Source organism: Streptomyces sp. NPDC001056 (genome assembly GCF_053598955.1).
In genome coordinates this window covers 99,822-119,777 of record NZ_JBSFLI010000026.1, presented here as the reverse complement: position 1 = coordinate 119,777, position 19,956 = coordinate 99,822, and the positions used below count along the sequence as shown (strand labels likewise).

Genomic DNA, 19,956 nt, shown 5'->3' with positions numbered 1-19,956 from the left:
CCGTACAGCGCGCGCTCCCGCTCCACCAGCAGCGGCATCGGGTCGGAGGCGGTGACCAACTCCCGCAGCGGGTAACGCTCCAGGACCTCCCGCACCTGCGGGGACAGCGCGGGCCGCAGGCGCTCGTGGACCGAGCGGGAGTCGTCGCCGAGGGCGTGGGCGGCGGCCGTCACCAGGTCCCGCTCCGGGCCACTCGGCACACCGGCGGCGGCACGCTCGTACAGCTCGGCGCCCTCTTCCAGGACCAGCCCCGTGTCGAGGCCGGCCGGCACCTTCACCGAGGCGGTGTGCCGCCAGGTCGCCAGCGGATGGCTCCAGGCCTCGACCCGGTAGGTCCAACGGCCCGTCATGTCGGGGGTGACCTCGGCGCCCCACACATCGCTGCCGGGGGACACCTCGCGCATCGGCGTCCAGGGACCGCGCCGGCCCCTCGGATCGCGCAGGACCACATTGGCACCGACGGCATCGTGCCCCTCACGGAACACGGTGGCGGTGACCTGGAAGGTCTCCCCGACCACCGCCTTCGCCGGGCGCCTGCCGCACTCCACGGCCGGCCGGACGTCACGTACCGGTACACGGCCGATGGCCGGGGTCCTGCGCATGTATCTCACCTCCGCCGTGCGCGAAGCCGGGCACCGGCCCGGCTTCGCGATCCGAGTGCGGGGCCGGCCCGTGCCGGTCCCCGAAGGGAACGCCTTGTACGGTGCCAGCTCAGGAGCTCGGCGCCGTGGAACGCCGCTCCGAAGCCGGCGTCCGTCGCGCCGAACGGCGCGACGTCGGCCGTCCGTCCTGCTCGCGCAGGTAGGTGACCGGACTCGTGCGCAGATAGCGTTCCGCCGCGTCCGCCGCCTCGCGGGCACAGCGTTTGCCCATCAGGACGCACAAGGTGTACCCCGAGTCCTCGAACGTGGCCCGGACCCTGCGGTCGTACGGCGAGGCGAGCATCACGCGCTCCCACGCCCGGTAACGCCGCAACTGCCGGGCCACTTCGGCCTTGGCGGGTAGCAGCATGGCCCTCTCCACCCTCCACGCACTCGACTGGGCGCGTTCCCGACGGTCGGGTGGCGCCGCGCAGGGGTTGGGCGAGGCGCCGTTACGGCGATCGAGGCTTTCACTCATGGTGCACGGGTGACGACGCAGCGTCTTGTTGGAGCTTCAACCATTGGGGACGGTGTGTGCTCGTGTTGCACGAATGGCGTAGTGCCTGCACCGTTGGAAGTGACTCAGAAGCGATCACCGCTCACGCTGTGTGTCCGGGATCCCTCCCGGACAGGGCGAGGGGAGCGAGAGCTTCGCCGGTGAGGAGCAAGCGACGATGAAGACCGCAGTGCCCTGCTACTACCACCTCGACGTGGAAGTCAGCCCGGAACGGGTGGGACAGGTCAGCCGCATCCTGGCCGCCCACCTCCGCCACTGGGACCTCGACAATCTCGTGGCCCCCGTCTGCCGCGGCGCCGAACTGCTGCTGCGGGCGATCGACCAGCACGCCAGTGACAAGCACACCTCCATCGAGATGTGGTGGAACGGCCAGCACCTCATCACCGCCTTCGGCGACGACGACCCCGAGCTGCGCCCGGACCAGGATCTGCGGGCCTGCCTCGCGGACATCGCCGCCATGAGCGACGGCTGGGGCTGCTGCGCCTCCGAGACCGGCAGCAAGATCATCTGGTTCTCGCAGCGGGCCCGCGCCGGGGAGCGGGTGCCGCTGGTGCCGCTGCCGCCGGAGCCGTTCCTGAGCACGGGCCTGCACGAGCCGCGCCAGCATCGGGTGGCCGTCCTGGCCGCGCCCGCGCCCGCCGGTGACGACACCCTGGAGGGCAGCCGGTGAGCGCCCGCACCACCCGGAAAGGGCTGCCCGTCTGGAGCGGGCAGCCCTACCCGTTGGGGGCCTCCTTCGACGGACGGGGCACCAACTTCGCGCTGTTCAGCGAGGTCGCCGAGCGGGTCGAACTGATCCTCGTGGACGACGACGGACGGGAGACGTCCGTCCGGCTGCACGAGGTCGACGGCTTCGTCTGGCACGCCTATCTGCCCGGCGTCGGGCCGGGCCGGCGCTACGGCTACCGGGTGCACGGCCCCTGGCAGCCCGCGCTCGGCCACCGCTGCAACCCGAGGAAGCTGCTGCTCGACCCGTACGCGCGCGCCGTCGACGGCCAGATCGACAACCACGCCTCCCTGTACGAGCGTTCACCCGACGGGCCGGACCCCGCGGACAGCGCCGGACACTCCATGCTGGGCGTGGTCACCGACCCGTACTTCGACTGGGGCGACGACCGCCCGCCGCGCACCGCGTACGCGGACTCCGTGATCTACGAGGCCCATGTGCGCGGGCTGACCCGCACCCACCCGGACGTCCCCGAGCGGCTGCGCGGCACCTACGCCGGCCTCGCCCACCCGGCCGTCATCGAGCACCTGACCACGCTCGGGGTGACGGCGGTGGAGCTGATGCCGGTGCACCAGTTCGTCCAGGACGGCGTGCTCCAGGACCGGGGCCTGTCCAACTACTGGGGTTACAACACGATCGGCTTCTTCGCGCCGCACAACTCCTACGCGGCCCTCGGTTCCCGGGGCCAGCAGGTCAACGAGTTCAAGGCCATGGTGAAGGCGCTGCACGCGGCCGGCCTCGAAGTCATCCTCGACGTGGTCTACAACCACACCGCCGAGGGCAACGAGATGGGCCCCACGCTGTCCTTCCGGGGCATCGACAACGCCTCGTACTACCGCCTGGTCGACGGGGACTGGGCGCACTACTACGACACCACGGGCACCGGCAACAGCCTGCTGATGCGGCACCCCTACGTGCTCCAGCTGATCATGGACTCGCTGCGGTACTGGGTCACCGAGATGCACGTCGACGGCTTCCGGTTCGACCTCGCGGCCACGCTGGCCCGGCAGTTCCACGAGGTGGACCGCCTCTCCGCGTTCTTCGACCTGATCCAGCAGGACCCCGTGATCAGCCGCGTGAAGCTCATCGCCGAGCCCTGGGACGTGGGGGAGGGCGGCTACCAGGTGGGCAACTTCCCGCCGCTGTGGTCGGAGTGGAACGGCCGGTACCGGGACGCGGTACGGGACTTCTGGCGCGCCGAGCCCGGCTCGCTCGGCGAGTTCGCCTCCCGGCTGACCGGTTCCTCCGACCTGTACCAGCACAGCAGGCGCCGGCCGCGGGCGAGCGTCAACTTCGTCACCGCGCACGACGGGTTCACGCTGCGGGACCTGGTGTCGTACAACGACAAGCACAACGAGGCGAACGGGGAGGACAACCGGGACGGGGAGAGTCACAACCGGTCCTGGAACTGCGGGGCGGAGGGGGACACCGGCGACCCCGCCGTGCTCGAACTGCGGGCCCGCCAGCAGCGCAACTTCCTTGCCACGTTGCTGCTTTCACAGGGAATTCCCATGCTGTGCCACGGTGACGAACTCGGCCGCAGCCAGCGCGGCAACAACAACGCGTACTGCCAGGACAACGAGATCTCCTGGGTGGACTGGGAACTCACCGAGGAACAGGGGAACCTGGCCGGCTTCACCCGCGACCTGATCGCGCTGCGCGCCGCGCATCCCGTGCTGCGCCGGCGCCGGTTCTTCCGGGGCGAGACCGCGACGAACGCGAGGCAGCCGCTGCCGGATCTCATGTGGCTCCGGCCCGACGCCCGCGAGATGACGGGCCGCGACTGGCAGCGGGGCGACGCGCACTCCGTGGGGGTCTTCCTCAACGGCGACGCGATCGCGGAACGGGACGGGCACGGGCGGAAGCTGACCGACGACTCCTTCCTTCTCCTCCTCAACGGCTACTGGGAACCGGTGGACTTCCGCCTCCCCGACGACAGCTTCGGCGAACGCTGGACGACCCTGATCGACACCGCGGCCGCCGACGGCGTTCCGGACGAGCGTGAACGGAAGGCGGGGACGCGGCTTCGGGTGGAGGCGAGGAGCCTGGTCCTGCTGACACGGCCCTCGAAGGCGGGGGCCAGGGGATAACCGGGGGACGACATGGCGGGGCGCCCCGCACGGGCGCCCCGGGTCAGTGGGCCGGCCGGGACACCACCGTGAACTGCGCGCCGTCCGCGTCCCGCAGGATCGCCTCCGTCTCGTTCTCCTGCAGGACGCTGCCCCCGTGCTTCTCCGCGGCTCGCGCGCATCCCGGGACGTCCGCCACCGCGAAGTGGACCTGCCAGTGCGGGCGGACGGAAGGGTCCGGCGCCGCCTCCACGGCGCCCGAGTCGATGCGCGCCACGGCGTCCCCCTGGCTGCGCAGCACCACCTCGTCGCCGTCGTACTCCACCTCGCAGCACCCCGGTTTCCCCGACGCCCAGTCGAGGATCTCGCCGTAGAACATCGCGGAGTCGAAGGCGTTGCGCGTGTGCAGCCGGATGAACGTGGGCGCGGCCCGCCGCCACGCCTCCCAGTTGGAGACCAGTTCCCCCTGCCAGATCCCGAACGTCGCCCCGTCGCGGTCGGCGAGCAGCGCGGCCCGGCCCGGCGGGAAGGACAGCGGTCCGACCGCCGCCGTGCCACCCCGCTCCCGTGCCCGCGCCACCGCGACATCCGCGTCCGGCACCGCGAAGTACGGGGTCCACGCCACCGCCATCTGCCACATCGAGGCCACCGCGGCGATCCCGGCCACCGGCACCCCGTCCGCCAGCGCGATGCGGAAGTGCTCGCCGAGCTTGGCCCCGCGCCAGCGCCAGCCCAGTACGGCCGTGTAGAAGTCCTGGGTGGCCTGGAGGTCACGGCTGGTCAGGCTCACCCAGCACGGTGCGCCGAAGACGGAGTGCGTGGAGACGACCTCCCGCGTGCGCGGCCCGTGCCCGGTACCGCTCGCTTTATTGCTGACAGGGGTGTCTTCGTTCATGGCGGTCGCGTCCTGCTTTCGGGGGCCGGGGGGCACCGGTCTGGTTCCAGTGTCCGACCGGAAGCGGGTGGGGCGCCTGTCGAGTACCCCCGGTGGCAGGGGGACAGGCCGCTGCGCACGATGGAGGCATGGCAGAGAGTGAGCCGGAGCGGATCGCCGAGCTGCAGGCCGAGGTCGAACAGCTGAAGCGGGCCGTGGCCTCCCACGCCGTGGTCGACCAGGCCATCGGCATGATGGTGGCGTTCGGCCGCGTCAGCCCGCAGCAGGGCTGGGAGGTACTGCGGGACGTCTCGCAGCACACCAACATCAAGCTGCGCAACGTCGCCGAACTGGTCCTGATCTGGGGCCGCCGGGGCGAGATCCCGTACGAGATCGGCGCGGCCCTGGAGGACGCCCTGGACCGGCACGGCCCCGCCCGGACACCCGGCGGTGACCCGGGACCCGGGCTCGCCCCCGAGCGGCCGGTGCCCGCCCTCGTCGAACGGCCGACCGCTCCCGAACGGCCGGCCGCGCCCGCCCCCGGCCGGACCGCCTCGCCCTGAGGCAGGGCCTCACCGCGTCGCCTCCGACAGCAGCTCCTCCCGCAGCCGGTCGAAGCACCCGCTGAGCAGCCGCGACACGTGCATCTGCGAGATACCCAGCTGCTGGGCGATCCTGTTCTGCGTCATCCCCCGGAAGAACCGCAGGTAGAGAATGGTGCGCTCGCGCTCGGGCAGCGCCGCCAGACACGGCTTGACGGCCGCCCGGTCCACCACGAGGTCGTACCCGGGGTCCGGCTCGCCCAGCGAGTCCCCGAGGGCGTAACCGTCCGTCCCCGCCACCTCGGCGTCCAGGGACAGCGCGGAGAAGCACTCCAGCGCCTCCATGCCGGTGCGCACCTCGTCCTCTTCGAGCCGGGTGTGCGCGGCTATCTCGGCCACCGTGGGCGGCCGGCCCGGCGTGGTCTGGGACAGCTCCTTCACCGCCGCGCGGACCCGGTTGCGCAGGTCCTGGACCCGGCGGGGCACGTGCAGGGTCCACATGTGGTCCCGGAAGTGCCGCTTGATCTCCCCGGTGATGGTGGGCACCGCGTACGCCTCGAAGGCGCGGCCGCGCGCGGGGTCGTAATGGTCGACGGCCTTCACCAGGCCCAGCGCGGCCACCTGGTACAGGTCCTCCAGGGACTCCCCGCGACCGCGGAACCGCACGGCGATCCGCTCGGCCATGGGCAGCCACAGCCGGACCAGTTCGTCCCGCAGCGCCCGGCGCTCGGGGCCGTCGGGCAACTCCACGAGCCGTTCGAAGGACTCGCCCGTGTCGGGCGCGTCGTCATGTGGATGGGGACGGGACCTGGGCTTGGTGCTGCCAGTGACACGCATCGCGCGCACCTCTCTCGCCGGTGCTGGATGGACAGACACCGTGGGAGGCGCGCTTGCTCGGGAAACGGAGACTGGGGCGTCAGGCCGCGCGGCGGCCGGCTCCCACGGAAGTGCCTCCTGTCCGAAGCACATAGGTGCCTTTTCCCACTCGCGAACATCGCAAAACAATTCACCGCATACCGGAAAAAGGCGTGTCCGTCTCGACCGCTTCTCGGAGCCGCTCCGACGGGCGTTATCTCTGTAGCAGAGATAATCTTCAGACGTGGCGGACGAAGCGATACGCGGGCGCGGCGGCGAGACGCCGTCCGGCACGCCCGAGACCTTCCCGGGGGAGCTGACCGACGCGCTCGTCGGCATCCAGCGGCTGATCCGGCGCCGGCTGCGCGGCGGCCTCGCCGGGCCCCGGCTGCGCGGTGCCGAGGTGGAGCTGCTGCGCCTGGTCGAGTCCCGGCCCGGAATCGGCGTCTCGGAGGCGGCCAGGGAACTGCACCTGGCGAGCAACTCCGTGTCGACGCTGGTCAACCAGCTCGTACGGGACGCGTACCTGGTCCGGGGGACCGACCCCGCCGACCGCCGGGCCGCGCGACTGCGGCTGACCGGGGCCGCCGAGAAGCGCCTGGAGGACTGGCACCGCCGCCGCGCCGAACTGGTCGGCCGGAACCTCGACCACCTGGACGACGCCGACCGGGCCGCCCTGCGCGCCGCCCTCCCGGCCCTGCGCCGGCTGGCCGGCCGGCTGCGAGAGGAGGCCGAGGAGACCGAGGAGACCGCGACCGCGCCGGCCGGGGCGCGACCCGCCTGTGAGGCACTCTGGACGGAGGGCACGCCATCATGACCACCGACCCGGCGGACCCGACCGCCACCCCCGCACCGGCCACCGCCACGGTCGAGGCGGCCTCCGCCCCCGCCGAGGCCGTCAGCTGCACCGGGCTCACCTACGCCTTCGGCGAGACCAGGGCCGTCGACGGGCTCGACCTGGGCGTCCGCCAGGGTGAGGTGTTCGGGCTGCTCGGACCGAACGGCGCCGGCAAGACCACCGCCATCCGCTGCGTCACCACCCTGCTGCCGGTCCCCGCGGGCATGGTCCGCGTCTTCGGGCACGACGCCGCCAAGGAGCGCATGGGGTGCGCCGCCTGCTCGGCTACGTCCCGCAGCAGCTGTCCGCCGACGGCGGGCTCACCGGACGCGAGAACGTCGCGCTGTTCGCGCGCGTCTTCGACGTGCCGCGCCGCGAGCGCGCCGCCCGGGTGGACCAGGCGCTCGCCGCCGTCGGCCTCTTCGACGCCGCCGAACGGCTCGCCGGCACCTATTCGGGCGGCATGGTCCGCCGCCTCGAACTCGCCCGGGCGCTGGTCAGCGCCCCCCGGCTGCTGGTCCTGGACGAGCCGACCATCGGTCTCGACCCGATCGCCCGCACCGGCGTGTGGGAGCACATCAACGCCGTACGCGAGGCGACCGGCATGACCGTCCTCGTCACCACCCACTCCATGGACGAGGCCGACCAGTACTGCGACCGGGTCGGCCTGATGCACCGCGGTCGCGTCCGCGCCCTCGGCACCCCCGAGGAACTGCGCCGGGGCCTCGCCGAACGCAGGGGCACCGACACCCTGCCCACGCTTGAGGACGTCTTCCGCGACGTCGCCGGCAGTGGCCTCGACGACGACACCGGAGGAGGTTTCCGTGAAGTCCGGAGCACCCGCCGCACCGCACGCCGCGTCGGCTGACCGCACCCTCGGCAAGGACACCGCGCTGCTGCTCAGCCCCCGGTGCCGCGCGCCGGCTGGCGGCTGCTGCCGGCCCGCGTGCTCGCCATGTGCACCGTGGAACTGCAGAAGCTGCGCCACGACCGCACCGAGCTGTACACCCGGGCCGTCCAGCCCGCTCTGTGGCTGCTGATCTTCGGTCAGACCTTCACCCGGATCCGGGCGATCCCCACCGGCGGCATCCCGTACATCGACTACATGGCGCCCGGCATCATCGCCCAGTCCGCCATGTTCATCGCGATCTTCTACGGCATCCAGATCATCTGGGAGCGGGACGCGGGCATCCTGAACAAGCTGCTCGTCACCCCGACCCCGCGCTCGGCGCTGATCACCGGCAAGGCGTTCGCGGCCGGCGTGAAGTCGCTGGTGCAGGCGATCGTCGTGATCGTCATCGCCGCCCTGCTCGGTGTCGCCCTGACCTGGAACCCGCTGAGGCTGCTCGGCGTCGCCCTCGCGGTGGTCCTCGCCTCCGTGTTCTTCTCCTGTCTCTCGATGACCATCGCGGGCATCGTGCTCAGCCGCGACCGGCTGATGGGTTTCGGACAGGCGATCACCATGCCGCTGTTCTTCGGTTCCAACGCCCTCTATCCCGTCTCCGTGATGCCGGGCTGGCTCCAGGCGGTCAGCAAGGTCAACCCGCTGAGCTACCAAGTCGACGCGCTGCGCGGGCTGCTGCTCGGCACGCCCGCGCATCTCGCCGCCGACTTCGGGGTGCTGGCGATCGCGGCCGCGCTCGGCATCACCGCGGCCTCCGCACTGCTCGGCCGGCCGGCCCGGTGATCTAGCCGGGAACGTGATGTGCGGCACGCGCCGTGGCCCGCCGGAAAGCGGCTCGGGGGGATTCTTCCTGGGCAGCGCTTGATCGACGATCAAAGCGGGCGAACCCCCTGGGCGCGGTGCATTCCGCTCATTTGACAGTGCGCTGAGCCCACAGATAGACACTCGGGGTCGAGAGGGGCACTGTGTACGAGCCGAACGTGGTCGGGGACTGGCAGGAGTACGAGGAGCATGCCGGTCTGCGGGTCCGCGTCCACCGCCTGGAGGCGGCCGAACCGCCGCGCGGACGCGATGACGCCGCGGCGGGGCTGACGTATTTCAGTGTCCGGGTGACGATCGAGAACCGCGGCACGCGGCACTTCGGCGTCCACCTGGAGGACGGGCAGATCGACGTCCGCGTCGGCCCGGACGGCGAGGGCGCGTTCATCGACTGGCGCAACTCGCAGTTCATCGAGGGCTTCGACGTCTATCCGCTGCGCCGGGCCACCGCCGTCCTCTACGCCGCCGCCCCCGAGGCCGCGCTGAGCCATGTGGACGTACAGGTGCAACTGCGGGTGGACGAGGAGTGGACCGAGCGCCGGCTGTGGGCCGGCGGCACCGACGTCCAGGAGGCGGGCACGCAGCCCGCCCCCGTGGGTCTCGGGCAGGGCGACCTGGCCCACCAGGTCAGCGCCTTCCTGAAGGAGCAGACGGAGCGCGGCACCGCCTGAGCCCCGGCTGCTCCCCGGTACCGCTCAGTGCGGGATGCCGTCGATGATCTCCCGCGCGCCCTGCCGCAGCAGCGCCACCGCGACCGAGGTGCCGAGCGTGGCCGGGTCGAGCCGACCCGCCCACTCGTGGGCGTTCAGCCGGGTCTTGCCGTCGGGCGTGAACACGCAGGCCCGCAGGGAGAGTTCACCGCTGCCGTCCACGCGCGCGTACCCGGAGATCGGGCTGTTGCAGTGTCCCTGGAGCACATGCAGGAACATCCGCTCGGCCGTCGCCTCCCGGTACGTGTCCGGGTCGCCGAGCCCGCTGACCGCGTCGATCAGCTCGGTGTCGTCCTCCCGGCACTGAAGGGCGAGGATGCCCGCGCCGATCGGCGGCATCATCGTCTCCGGGGACAGCACCTCGCTGATCACATCGGTGCGGCCGATGCGCTCCAGGCCGGCCACCGCGAGCAGCAGCGCGTCCGCCTCGCCCTCGGCCAGCTTCTGGAGCCGACGGTTGGCGTTGCCCCGGAACGGCACGCACTCCAGGTGCGGGTGGGTGGCGGCCAGTTGGGCGATCTTGCGCACCGCGGAGGTGCCGATCCGGGTGCCGGCCGGCAGCTCGTCCAGGGTGAGCCCGCCCGGGTGCACCAGCGCGTCGCGGATGTCGTCCCGTTTCAGGAACGCGGCGAACACCGTCCCGGCGGGCAGCGGCCGGTCGGCGGGCACGTCCTTCACACAGTGCACCGCGAGGTCCGCGGCCCCCGCCAGCAGCGCCGCGTCCACCTCTTTGGTGAACGCCCCCTTGCCCTCGACCTGGGCCAGATCGCCCAGCCACTTGTCGCCGGTGGTCTTCACGGGGACGACCTCGGTGCGCACCCCCGGGTGCAGGGCGGCCAACTCGGCGCGGACCCGCTCGACTTGGGCCAGGGCCATGGGCGAGTCACGGGAGACGATTCGGATCAGTTCGGGAACCGGCATGCGCACACGATAGACCTTCGGGCCTCATGCCGAGTCCCCGGGCAGGTCCGCCGCCGAGTCCTTTGGGGCGAGATCCGGGCGCAGCCGCAGCCAGGACGGCTGACGCAGCATCCCGGACCGGGTGCGGGTGCTGTAGCCGACCTCGCCGACCAGCCGGGGCAGCACCCAGCGGGCGCCCGGGACGCGGGGCGCCGGCGCGAAGGGGCACCGCTCGCTCGCCGCCTCCGCGAGCAGTTCCGCCAGCCGGGTACGCTCCGCCTCGCTCCAGCCGGTGCCCACCCCGCCGACGTACCGCAGCCGGCCGTCCGCGTCCCGCTGGCCCACCAGCACCGCGCCCGGCAGCCCGGTCAGCCGCCCCTTGCCGGGCAGCCAGCCGCCCACGATCACGTCCTCGGCACGCGTGTTGCGGATCTTGATCCAGGCGCGGGAGCGCACCCCGGGCTCGTACACCGAGTCCAGCCGCTTGCACACCAGGCCCTCCAGGCCGTGTTCCCGGGTGGCCGCGAGCGCCTCGGCGCCGTGCCCGGTCACCGCGCCGGGCGTCGACCAGTACGGCCCGGACAGGCCCAGCTCCGTCAGCCGGGCCCGGCGCCGTGCGTACGGCTGCCGCAGCAGCGGCTCCACCAGGAACGGCACGTCGAAGAGCACCAGATGCACCGGTACCTGCGCGGCCCGGCGCGCGGCCCGCCCGGGGGCGTGGGCGAGGCCCATCCGGCTCTGCAGCAGCTGGAAGTCGGCCCGGCCGTCCGCGTCCAGGGCCAGCACCTCGCCGTCGAGGATCGCGGGCGTGTCCCCGAGCGCGCCGCCGAGCGGCGCCAGTTCCGGATACGCCCCGGTGATCACCTCACCCGAGCGGGCACGCAGGACCAGGGTGCCGTCCCCGGGAAGGTAGACCATCACCCGCTGCCCGTCCTGCTTGGTCTCGTACGACCAGCGCGCGTCCTGTGCGGCGGGCGGCAGCGAGCCGGGCGTGGCGAGCATGGGCGCGATCAACGGCAGGGCTACGGCGGTCACGGCAGAAGATGTCGACCGCCGGCCGCCCCCTCACGCGCCTTCGGCCGCCGGTTCCCCTGAACGGGCTGCCCCCGGGCGCCCCCTCAGCCCCGGTCGCCCGGCGGCCTGCCCGCGTCCAGCCCCGTGCACGCCACCTTCCCGCCCATCTCCGCGCACGCCTCCACGCCCCGGGGCGAACCCACCGGGAGCATCGGGCTGTTGACGCTGGTCACATCATCGGCCGGATAGCTCGCGGAGAGGATGTCGTCGCCCGCGCGGACCGACACCTCCCGGGCCCGGGGGCTGCGCATCCGCACCTCCGACCAGGCGGTGCCGCAGGACGGCGAGTAGCGCAGCCGTACGGCATAGGCCGGATCGGTGACCGTGCTCCTGGTCTGCGCGTCCCGGGCGCAGACGGAGGTGTCGGGCAACTCTCCCTGGCAGGAGGTGCGGTGACAGCGCGGCGCCTCGCCCATGGGCCGGGCCACGGGCGCGGATCCCGGGCGCCCGGACAGCGCCACGGCGGCGGCGACCGCGGTGGCCGCGCCGAACAGCGCGAGCGCCGACACCGGGAGCCACCGCGGCGGCCAGGAGGAGCGCCGGGCCTCGGCGCGCTCCTCGGACGGGCCCGGGGGAGCGGGACCGTCGGCCGCCTCCCACAGTGCCAGTACGGCGGCGGGGTCGGCGTCGGCCAGCCGGCACAGGGCCTCCACCGCGGGCCGCGGCGGCCGCTTGCCGCCCGAAAGATAGCGGTGCCAGGCGGACTTGCTGTACGGGGTGCGCGCGGCCAGCGCCGCCAGGCTCAGCCCCGTACGGTCCTTCAGCTCGCGCAGTCTCACCACCAGCGACTCGTCCGGCGCGGTCGATCCTTGGGGGTGCCGCATCGTGCGTTCCTCGACTCCCATTCCCCTATGGGCGGTTCGCCCCTGTTGCCGGAATGGCTTCCCTGCCGGACGGGGGCTGCAACACCGGACGAGGTATGGGGCGGGTCAAGCACCCTCGTGCCGAAGGCCTGTTCGGGACGCGGCTCCCGGACAGGCCCTCGGCGGTCAGTGGGCGGTGCGGCGGACGGCCGTCAGCACCAGGGGACGTACCGGTTGGTGGTCACGTAGTGGGCGGAGACGTAACCCCGGCGGTGCGGGAGCCGGTACCAGACGTGGTTGCCGTGCACCCGGGAGCCGTAGGTCTTGCAGCTGACCGAGATGAGCCGGCGGGTGTTCCGGTGGCCGACCACCCGGTAGCCGGTGCCCGGACCGGAGCGGACGTTGAGCCGGACGTGACGGGTGACGACCCGGCCGGTGAGGTAGGGGTGCGTGCGGACGGGGTGCCGCGGGGCGGCGACGGCTGCCGCCGGGTGCGCGGGGGCGGTGCCCGCCGCGGCGGCACCGGCCGTCACGGGCAGCAGCGCGAGCACCGCGGCGGCGGCCGGCAGAAGGGTCTTGAGGGCCCGTCGGATCATGGAAACCTCCGGCTGTCGATCTCGTGACCACGAACCGTGACCACGCCGCCAGCCTTGCCGTGACCGGCTGTCAGCATGCCGTTCCCGTGTCCCCTGGGACGGCGTGGGACGTCCCGGGGGACGGGCGACGGGGCCTTCCCCGCCTGGTCCGGCGGGGGTGCGGCGGATCGCTCCGGCGTGCCGGAGCGGCTCGGACCGTGCCGTTCGCACCGCCGGGACGGAAAGGGCCGGGTCGCGCGAAGTCCGCGTAGACTTGGCGGCATGCCCGCGCCCTCGCCGTCCGGCCGGCCCGCGGCCTCCCCGGAGGCCGCCGAGATCGAGCGCGCCCTCACCCGCGTCACCTATCTCGGCACCCGCACCCGGCACCACGACCGGCTGCGGGCCCTTGCCGACGTGCCGCTGGACCGGGCCGCCGTGGCGCTGCTGCGGCAGATCGCCGACTGCGAGCCGATGCGGCCGGGCGAGGTGGCGCACCGTCTCGGTGTGGAGGCCTCGCACGTGACCCGGACCGTGCAGCAGCTCCAGCGGGCGGGGTACGTCACCCGGGTGCCGGACCCCGACGACCGGCGCGCCCAGCGGATCAGGCTCACCGACGCCGGCCGGCTGGCCGTCGCCCGGATCCGGGAGGCCGGCGCCGGGGAGATGCAGCTCGCCCTCGCCGACTGGCGGCCCGAGGAGCTGCGGCAGCTGGCCACACTCTTCCACCGGATGGTCGACGACTTCCTCGCGTACTCCGCGGAGGCGGAGGCGGGGGAGGAGGCCCAGGGAGTGGTCGGGGAGGGCTGAGCCCCCGGGCGAAGGCCGTGGGGAAGTCGCGCGAAGGGGCCACCCGGCGGTCTACCGTCCAGTAATATCCGGCGGCAGGCCATCCGAGGAGGAACCGTGCCCCGCTGCGAAAGCCCGCTCCCGCCGCCCGCCACCCCCGGGGTCGCCCCGCGCCGGTCCGCTCCGGCCGTCGTCGACGCCACGGTCACGGAGGCCCGGTCATGAGCGAACGCGTCGAGGTCGGCGACAAGGCCGAGGACTTCGCGCTGCCCGACGAGACCGGCACCGTCCGCAGCCTCGGCGAACTGCTCGCCGACGGGCCCGTGGTCCTCTTCTTCTACCCCGCCGCCCTCACTCCGGGCTGCACCGCCGAGGCCTGCCACTTCCGCGATCTCGCCGCCGAGTTCGCCGCCCTGGGCGCCCGGCCCGTCGGCATCAGCGGCGACGGCGTCGACCGGCAGCGGGAGTTCGCCGGGCGGCACACCCTCGGCATGCCGCTGCTGTCCGACGCGGACGGGGCGGTCCGCGAGCGGTTCGGGGTCAAGCGCGGCTTCACCCTCGCCCCCACCAAGCGCGTCACCTTCGTCATCGCCGAGGACCGCACCGTCGTGGAGGTCGTCCGCAGCGAACTGCGCATGAACACCCACGCCGACAAGGCCCTGGCCGCCCTGCGCGCCCACCGGGCCTGACCGCGGTCGCGGCCCCGCGCTTGAGGAGCCGCGACAATCGGATCATCCTGGGCCTTATGGACCGTGTCGCCGCCGTGGCGGTCATCGACACTCAGGGCAGGGTGACTGGGTGGAGCGAAGGCGCGCGGCTGCTCACGGGCCACCCGGCCGAGGAGGTCGTGGGCCGTCCCGCCGCGGATCTGCTCGCCGGGGAACCCCCGGTCGACGCGCGTACCGCAGGGGCCGATGCGTGGTACGGCACCCTCACCCTGCGCCACCGCGACGGCCACCGCGTCGACCTGGCCGTCACCGTCTGCCCCATGGACGGCGGCGACGGACGGTCCGCGGGCTACGCGGTCACGGCCGAACCACCCGGCTCCGCACTCGCCGCACAGGCATTCGAACAGGCGTCCATGTCGATGTCCGTGTTCGACCTCCAGCAGCGCTACCTGCGCGCGAACGACGCCGCCTGCAAGGTCCTCGGTGTTCCCGAGATCGCGCTGACCGGCCGGTTCTTCCCGGACACCGTGCCCGACATCGAGGAGAACCGGGGTTTTCTCCGCCATCTCCGCGAGGTCGCCGAGACCGGCACGCCCGTGCGCTACGAGAACTTCGCGGTCGCGCCCGCGCTGAACCGGGAGCATTTCTGGAGCCTGGAGATGTGGCCGTTGCACGACTCCTCCGGCACCCGGACGGCGGTCGCCATCGCCGCCTACGACAGCAGCGAGCAGTACTGGGCCAGACGCCGGCTCGCCCTGCTCAACGAGGCGGCCACCCACATCGGCACCACCCTGGACGTGGCGCGCACCGCCGAGGAACTGATCGAGGTCCTCGTCCCGCACTACGCCGACTTCGCGACGGTCGACCTGCTCGACTGGGTGCTCGGCGCGGACGAGCCCCCGATGCTCCCCACGGACGACGTCGAGCTGCACCGCGTCGCCTACAAGTCCACCCGGCCGGCCAGTCCCGGCGTGGCCGTGCGGGTCGGCGAGACGCAGGTCTACCGGCCGCCCGCCCCTCCCGCTCTCGCGCTGCGCGAGGGCCGCGCGGTGCTCAGCCACGCCGGCGATCCGGGCTTCCGGGCCTGGCTCGCGGACCGCGACGAGCGCGCGCCCGAGGGCCGGCCCTTCCGGGAGGGCGTCCACTCCATGATCGCCGTACCGCTGCGCGCCCGCGGCACCATCCTGGGCGTCGTGGTCTGCGTCCGGCTCGCCCATCCGGAGGACTACGGCGCCGACGACGCCGTCTTCGCCGAGGAACTGGCCAGCCGCGCCGCCGTCTGCATCGACAACGCCCGCCGCTTCGCCCGCGAACACACCACCGCCCTCGCCCTCCAGCACAGCCTGCTGCCGAGCGGACTGCCCGGGCAGGCCGCGCTCGACGTGGCCCACCGCTACCTGCCGTGCGGCTCGCAGGCCGGCATCGGCGGCGACTGGTTCGACGTCATCCCGCTCTCCGGCGGCCGGGTCGGCCTGGTCGTCGGCGACGTGGTGGGCCACGGCATCAGCTCCTCGGCCACCATGGGCCGGCTGCGCACCGCCGTGCGCACACTCGCCGACGTCGACCTGCCCCCCGACGAACTCCTCACCCACCTCGACGACCTGGTGACCCACCTGGCCGCCGAGAACGGCCATGAGGAGGTCGCGGAGATCGGCGCCACCTGCGTGTACGCGGTCTACGATCCCGTCTCGCGCCGGCTCGCGCTCGCCTCCGCCGGCCATCCGGCCCCGCTGCTCGTCCTGCCCGGCGAGGACGCCGGACTCGTGCCCATGGCCGCCGGGCAGCCCCTCGGCATCGGTGGACTGCCCTTCGAGGCGACGGAGTTGGAGCTGCCCGAGGGCTCCGTCGTGGCGCTCTTCACCGACGGCCTGGTCGCGCACCGCGACGGCGACGCGGACGGCGCCGACGACGAACTGCGCCGCGCCGTCGGGGCCTCGGCCGACTCCCTCGACGCCCTCGCGGACGGGGTCCTGAAGGCCGTACTGCCCGACCAGCCGGACGACGACGTGGCCCTGCTGCTGGTGCGCACCCGTGTCCTCGGCGCCGACCGGGTCGCCACCTGGGACGTACCGGCCCACCCCGCCCAGGTGGCCGTGGTCCGGCAGGCGGCCGGCGAACAACTGGCCGCCTGGGGGCTGGAGGAGGCCGCCTTCGTCACCGAACTGGTCGTCAGCGAACTCGTCACCAACGCCATCCGCTACGGCGAAACCCCCATCCAGCTCAGACTGATCCGCGACCGCGCCCTCATCTGCGAGGTCTCCGACGGCAGTTCCACCTCCCCGCACCTGCGCCGGGCGCACGCCTACGACGAGGGGGGCCGGGGGCTGCTGCTGGTCGCGCAGCTCACCCAGCGCTGGGGGAGCAGGCACACGGCCGCGGGCAAGACCATCTGGGCGGAACAGCCGCTCCCCGACGCCTGAGCGGCCGCCTACTGGAAGGAACAGCCCGGGTTCGCGGCGTCCTCGGAGAAGGGGGAGCCGTGGGGCAGCACGTAGAGCACGTCGAGCACGACCGCGGTGTCACCGAGGTTGCGGCCTATGTGCACATTCCCCGGTCCGGCCGGCTCCTGGATCTGCTGGCCGGTGCGGTACACCCCGTCGGAGGCGCAGGAGGAGCCGAAGTGGCTCAGCGTGCCCTGCCGCACCACGCCGTACAGGGGGCCGTCGTGGAAGTGCCAGCCGGTGCTCTGGCCGGGCGGGATCGTTATCTCCCGCAGGGTGTAGTCGGTGCCCCCGACGGTCCGCTCACTGATCGTGCGGGCCGTCACCCCGGGACCCGGCGGGGTCGCCCCGGCGGTCCCGCAGGTCAGTGTGGTGGCGGCGGTCACGGCGGCGATCAGGGCGGCGCCGCGCAGTGCTGTGCGCATTCGGATGCCTCCAAGGCAGCGATGGATGTCGGCGCGAACATAGGCTCCGGTCGGGCCCGGCGGGGCCGGAATCGGGGAATCCGGGCCGTCATCGTTCGATGCCGTCCGCCGCGACCTGGGCGAGGGTGCGCCCGGTGCGCACCGAGCGGGCCCGCCGGGGATCGGGGGCGCCGTGCCCGGTCTTCCCTGCCGGGCCCTTGCGCACCAGCAGCCAGGCGTCCTCGCCGTCCCGGCCGCGGAAGCGGGTCAGGGCGTACTCACCGTGCAGTTTCGCGCCGTGCAGCCGGAACGTGGCGTGCCCGCGCTCCAGCGACTCGGCGAAGTCCACCGGCCGCCCCTGGGGGTCATGGCTCAGCGGCTCGTACGTCCCCCGGTCCCACACGATCACCGTGCCGCCGCCGTACTCGCCCTTCGGGATCACGCCCTCGAAGTCCTCGTACGCCAGCGGGTGGTCCTCCGTGGGCACGGCGAGCCGCTTGTCGCCGGGGTCGCCGGACGGGCCCCTCGGCACCGACCAGGACTTCAGGACGTCGTCCACCTGGAGCCGGAAGTCGAAGTGCATCCGGCGCGCGTCGTGGATCTGCACCACGAAACGGGGCCGCCCGCCGCCCTCGGCCGGCTGCCCGCCCGAGGGCTCCCGGGTCCGCTCGAAGTCGCGCTTGCCGCGGTACGTCCGCAGCCGGTCCTCTCCCGACACGTGCGGCTCCTTCCGTGCGTCCGCCTCACGCGCCCCGGGTACCCCTCACCCGCGGGTCTCAGAACTCCTCGTGCGTCTCCGGGTCCCCGCCGAGCCTGCGCGGGGCGTGCCGGGCGATCGCGGCCATCTGGTCCGAGTCCAGCGCGAAGCCGAAGACGTCCAGGTCGGCGCGCTGCCGCTCGGGGTCGGCGGACTTGGGGATGGGCAGCGCGCCCAACTGGACGTGCCAGCGCAGCAGCACCTGCCCGGGGCTCACGCCGTGCTCGGCGGCGACCCGGGTGACCTCCGGGTCGGCCAGCAGATGGCCGCCCCGGCACAGCGGGCTCCAGCTCTCGGTGAGGATGCCCTGGTCCGCGTGGAAGGCGCGCAGTTCCTCCTGCGGGAACAGCGGGTGCAGCTCGATCTGGTTGACCGACGGCAGCACCCCGGTCTCCTTCTCCAGGCGCACGATGTGCTCGGGCGTGAAGTTCGAGACGCCGATCGAGCGGACCAGCCCGTCCTCCCGGAGTTTGATCATCGCCTTCCAGGAGTCGACGTACTTGCCGACCCGGGGGTTGGGCCAGTGGATCAGGTACAGGTCCACGTACTCCAGGCCCAGCCGCCGCCGGGACTCCTCGAAGGAGGCCAGGGTCTCCTCGTAGCCGTGGTGGCGGCCCGGCAGCTTGGTCGTCACCACCACTTCCTCGCGGGGCACCCCGGCGGCCGCGAGGGCCCGGCCCACACCGGTCTCGTTGCGGTAGTTCGCGGCGGTGTCCACCAGCCGGTAGCCGAGGCCCAGGGCGCCGCGTACGGCGCGCTCGGCCGCCGCGTCGTCCAGCGGCCAGGTGCCGAGGCCCAGGGCGGGGATCGTCGTTCCGTCGTTGAGCGTGTGCACCGGTACGCGGTTCATGCGAGGACCTTCCGCTCGGCAGTGTCGTGCCTCCAGCCTCATGGATAGGGTGAGTGGTGATCAACCGGACGGGCGCGAAGAGGCCGGCGGACGGCACGGGCCCGGGCCGGTACGGGTGAGCACCGGAGCGCGCGCATGACGACGGACAGGGCCGCGGCGAGGCGGCGGGAGCGGCCGGAGCGGGCCGCGGGCGTGGACATGCGGGCCGGGGGCGTGGAGGTGCGGCCGGTCGCCGGGCACATCGGTGCCGAGATCACCGGTGCCGACCTCGCCGGGCCCCTCGACGACGCCGTGGTGGACCTGATCCGGCGGGCCGTGCTGCGCTGGAAGGTGGTGTTCTTCCGGGAGCAGCGCCTGGACCACGCCGGGCACGTCGCCTTCGCGCGCCGCTTCGGCGAGCCCGTCGTCCTCGGTCGTCGCGGCGGCGCCTCGCCCCCGGACTTCCCCGAGGTGGAGACCACGGCGGACCGGCTGGAACTGGGCGGCCGGTACGGGATGGACCACGAGGAATGGCTCGCGCGCCGCCGGCCCACCCTGCTGCGCGGCTGGCACTGCGACCACGGCGCCCGCGTCGACCCGCCGACCGCGACGATCCTGCGCGCCGAGTCCGTCCCGCCCTACGGCGGCGACACCACCTGGGCCAACCTGGCCGCCGCCTACGCCGGCCTCTCGGCCCCCGTGCGCGCCTTCGTGGACGACCTGCGTGCCGAGCACCGGCTCGGCGTCGGCTACCAGCCCCGCCCCGGCGACGACGCGTACCTGCGCCACCTCCTGGACCATCAGGTGGCCTCCGTGCACCCCCTGGTGCGGGTGCACCCGGAGACCGGGGAGCGGGTGCTGTTCGTCAACGGCTACTACGTCGAGCAGATCACCGGCGTCTCCCGCCCGGAGAGCGCGGCCCTGCTCCGGATGCTCCTCGACCAGGCCGTCCGCCCCGAGTACACGGTCCGCTTCCGCTGGGAGCCGGGCAGCGTCGCCTTCTGGGACAACCGGGCCACCATCCATCTGGCGCCCGGCGACCACACCCACGTCGGCGCGCCCCGGATCATGCACCGGGTGATGCTGCACGGCGAGGTGCCGGTCGGTGTGGACGGCCGCCCGTCCGAACCGGTCACGGGCACGGAGGCCGGCCGCTGGTGAGCCGGCACGGCACCGGGCCGGGGCGCCGGCCGACCGGGCTGCCGGACCGGAGGTCGGTCGGT

19 protein-coding genes and 3 pseudogenes are annotated in these 19,956 nt (G+C 73.3%); 11 read left to right on the top strand and 11 right to left on the bottom strand.

The annotated features are described in order from the left end of the window. A partial coding sequence (locus ACWDD7_RS27350) for a maltotransferase domain-containing protein (RefSeq protein ID WP_450459364.1) occupies window positions 1–602 on the bottom strand: 602 nt, incomplete at its 3' end. Window positions 603–711: 109 nt separating this feature from the next. Then, complete coding sequence (locus ACWDD7_RS27345) at window positions 712–1,011, bottom strand: DUF5133 domain-containing protein (protein WP_450459363.1); 300 nt, start codon at window positions 1,009–1,011, stop codon at window positions 712–714. A 304-nt stretch (window positions 1,012–1,315) separates the two neighbouring features. Between ACWDD7_RS27345 and ACWDD7_RS27340 the strand changes: the two genes are divergently transcribed. Together ACWDD7_RS27340 and glgX are read left to right on the top strand one after the other, a co-directional pair. Next, window positions 1,316–1,828 (top strand): pep a2, encoded by a 513-nt coding sequence (locus ACWDD7_RS27340; RefSeq protein WP_351876552.1) that lies wholly within the window; start codon window positions 1,316–1,318, stop codon window positions 1,826–1,828. A gap of 23 nt (window positions 1,829–1,851) precedes the next feature. Then, entirely contained in the window at window positions 1,852–3,975 is a 2,124-nt protein-coding gene (gene glgX / locus ACWDD7_RS27335; protein WP_450459370.1) for a glycogen debranching protein GlgX, read from the top strand. A 43-nt stretch (window positions 3,976–4,018) separates the two neighbouring features. On the opposite strand, the gene ACWDD7_RS27330 is transcribed toward glgX, so the two are convergent. Next, window positions 4,019–4,849: a VOC family protein gene (locus ACWDD7_RS27330; RefSeq protein ID WP_450459362.1), complete on the bottom strand. Its 831-nt coding sequence runs from the start codon at window positions 4,847–4,849 to the stop codon at window positions 4,019–4,021. A gap of 128 nt (window positions 4,850–4,977) precedes the next feature. Here ACWDD7_RS27330 and ACWDD7_RS27325 point away from each other — a divergent pair. After that, window positions 4,978–5,286 (top strand): annotated as a pseudogene (locus ACWDD7_RS27325) (ANTAR domain-containing protein); the annotation flags it as partial. A gap of 114 nt (window positions 5,287–5,400) precedes the next feature. Here the strand turns inward: ACWDD7_RS27325 and ACWDD7_RS27320 are convergent. Then, the gene (locus tag ACWDD7_RS27320) at window positions 5,401–6,207 is read right to left on the bottom strand and encodes an RNA polymerase sigma factor SigF (protein WP_450459361.1); all 807 of its coding nucleotides are present in this window, start codon (window positions 6,205–6,207) and stop codon (window positions 5,401–5,403) included. 277 nt (window positions 6,208–6,484) lie between these two features. On the opposite strand from ACWDD7_RS27320, the gene ACWDD7_RS27315 reads away from it, so the two are divergent. The 4 genes and pseudogenes from ACWDD7_RS27315 (at window position 6,485) to ACWDD7_RS27300 (ending at window position 9,457) form a co-directional block, all read left to right on the top strand. Then, window positions 6,485–7,042, top strand: coding sequence for a MarR family winged helix-turn-helix transcriptional regulator (locus tag ACWDD7_RS27315; protein ID WP_450459369.1), 558 nt, complete (start codon window positions 6,485–6,487; stop codon window positions 7,040–7,042). Beyond that, window positions 7,039–7,931 (top strand): annotated as a pseudogene (locus ACWDD7_RS27310) (ABC transporter ATP-binding protein). The gene ACWDD7_RS27315 and the pseudogene ACWDD7_RS27310 overlap by 4 nt, the downstream one beginning before the upstream one ends. Further along, a pseudogene (locus tag ACWDD7_RS27305) lies at window positions 7,888–8,750 on the top strand (ABC transporter permease). Before ACWDD7_RS27310 ends, ACWDD7_RS27305 begins: the two co-directional pseudogenes overlap by 44 nt. A gap of 182 nt (window positions 8,751–8,932) precedes the next feature. Further along, complete coding sequence (locus ACWDD7_RS27300) at window positions 8,933–9,457, top strand: hypothetical protein (protein ID WP_351876556.1); 525 nt, start codon at window positions 8,933–8,935, stop codon at window positions 9,455–9,457. Between the two features lie 24 nt (window positions 9,458–9,481). On the opposite strand, the gene hemC is transcribed toward ACWDD7_RS27300, so the two are convergent. From hemC to ACWDD7_RS27280, 4 genes are all read right to left on the bottom strand, one after another. After that, the gene (gene hemC / locus ACWDD7_RS27295; protein ID WP_450459360.1) at window positions 9,482–10,423 is read right to left on the bottom strand and encodes a hydroxymethylbilane synthase; all 942 of its coding nucleotides are present in this window, start codon (window positions 10,421–10,423) and stop codon (window positions 9,482–9,484) included. Between the two features lie 18 nt (window positions 10,424–10,441). Continuing rightward, window positions 10,442–11,398, bottom strand: coding sequence for an ATP-dependent DNA ligase (locus ACWDD7_RS27290; protein ID WP_450459368.1), 957 nt, complete (start codon window positions 11,396–11,398; stop codon window positions 10,442–10,444). A gap of 116 nt (window positions 11,399–11,514) precedes the next feature. After that, window positions 11,515–12,294 carry an XRE family transcriptional regulator gene (locus tag ACWDD7_RS27285; RefSeq protein WP_450459359.1) on the bottom strand — a complete coding sequence of 260 codons (780 nt, stop codon included), beginning with the start codon at window positions 12,292–12,294 and terminating at the stop codon, window positions 11,515–11,517. Window positions 12,295–12,485: 191 nt separating this feature from the next. Further along, window positions 12,486–12,869: an SH3 domain-containing protein gene (locus ACWDD7_RS27280; protein ID WP_450459358.1), complete on the bottom strand. Its 384-nt coding sequence runs from the start codon at window positions 12,867–12,869 to the stop codon at window positions 12,486–12,488. A gap of 261 nt (window positions 12,870–13,130) precedes the next feature. Here ACWDD7_RS27280 and ACWDD7_RS27275 point away from each other — a divergent pair, with 261 nt between their 5' ends. The 3 genes from ACWDD7_RS27275 to ACWDD7_RS27265 all read left to right on the top strand — a co-directional run bounded on the left by ACWDD7_RS27275 (window position 13,131) and on the right by ACWDD7_RS27265 (window position 16,722). Next, window positions 13,131–13,655, top strand: coding sequence for a MarR family winged helix-turn-helix transcriptional regulator (locus tag ACWDD7_RS27275; RefSeq protein WP_450459357.1), 525 nt, complete (start codon window positions 13,131–13,133; stop codon window positions 13,653–13,655). A 200-nt stretch (window positions 13,656–13,855) separates the two neighbouring features. After that, window positions 13,856–14,323, top strand: a complete 468-nt coding sequence (locus tag ACWDD7_RS27270; protein WP_450459356.1) for a peroxiredoxin — start codon at window positions 13,856–13,858, stop codon at window positions 14,321–14,323. A gap of 56 nt (window positions 14,324–14,379) precedes the next feature. Then, on the top strand, window positions 14,380–16,722 hold the full coding sequence (locus ACWDD7_RS27265; protein WP_450459355.1) for a SpoIIE family protein phosphatase: 2,343 nt from the start codon (window positions 14,380–14,382) through the stop codon (window positions 16,720–16,722). 8 nt (window positions 16,723–16,730) lie between these two features. On the opposite strand, the gene ACWDD7_RS27260 is transcribed toward ACWDD7_RS27265, so the two are convergent. The 3 genes from ACWDD7_RS27260 to ACWDD7_RS27250 form a co-directional block, all read right to left on the bottom strand. Beyond that, on the bottom strand, window positions 16,731–17,168 hold the full coding sequence (locus tag ACWDD7_RS27260; protein ID WP_450459354.1) for a cupin domain-containing protein: 438 nt from the start codon (window positions 17,166–17,168) through the stop codon (window positions 16,731–16,733). 88 nt (window positions 17,169–17,256) lie between these two features. Continuing rightward, a complete protein-coding gene (locus tag ACWDD7_RS27255; RefSeq protein ID WP_450459353.1) occupies window positions 17,257–17,865 on the bottom strand; it encodes a DNA polymerase ligase N-terminal domain-containing protein in 609 nt (202 codons plus the stop codon). A gap of 58 nt (window positions 17,866–17,923) precedes the next feature. Beyond that, window positions 17,924–18,754, bottom strand: coding sequence for an aldo/keto reductase (locus tag ACWDD7_RS27250; protein WP_450459352.1), 831 nt, complete (start codon window positions 18,752–18,754; stop codon window positions 17,924–17,926). Between the two features lie 135 nt (window positions 18,755–18,889). Here ACWDD7_RS27250 and ACWDD7_RS27245 point away from each other — a divergent pair, with 135 nt between their 5' ends. Continuing rightward, complete coding sequence (locus ACWDD7_RS27245) at window positions 18,890–19,894, top strand: TauD/TfdA dioxygenase family protein (RefSeq protein ID WP_450459351.1); 1,005 nt, start codon at window positions 18,890–18,892, stop codon at window positions 19,892–19,894. Window positions 19,895–19,956 lie beyond the last annotated feature (62 nt).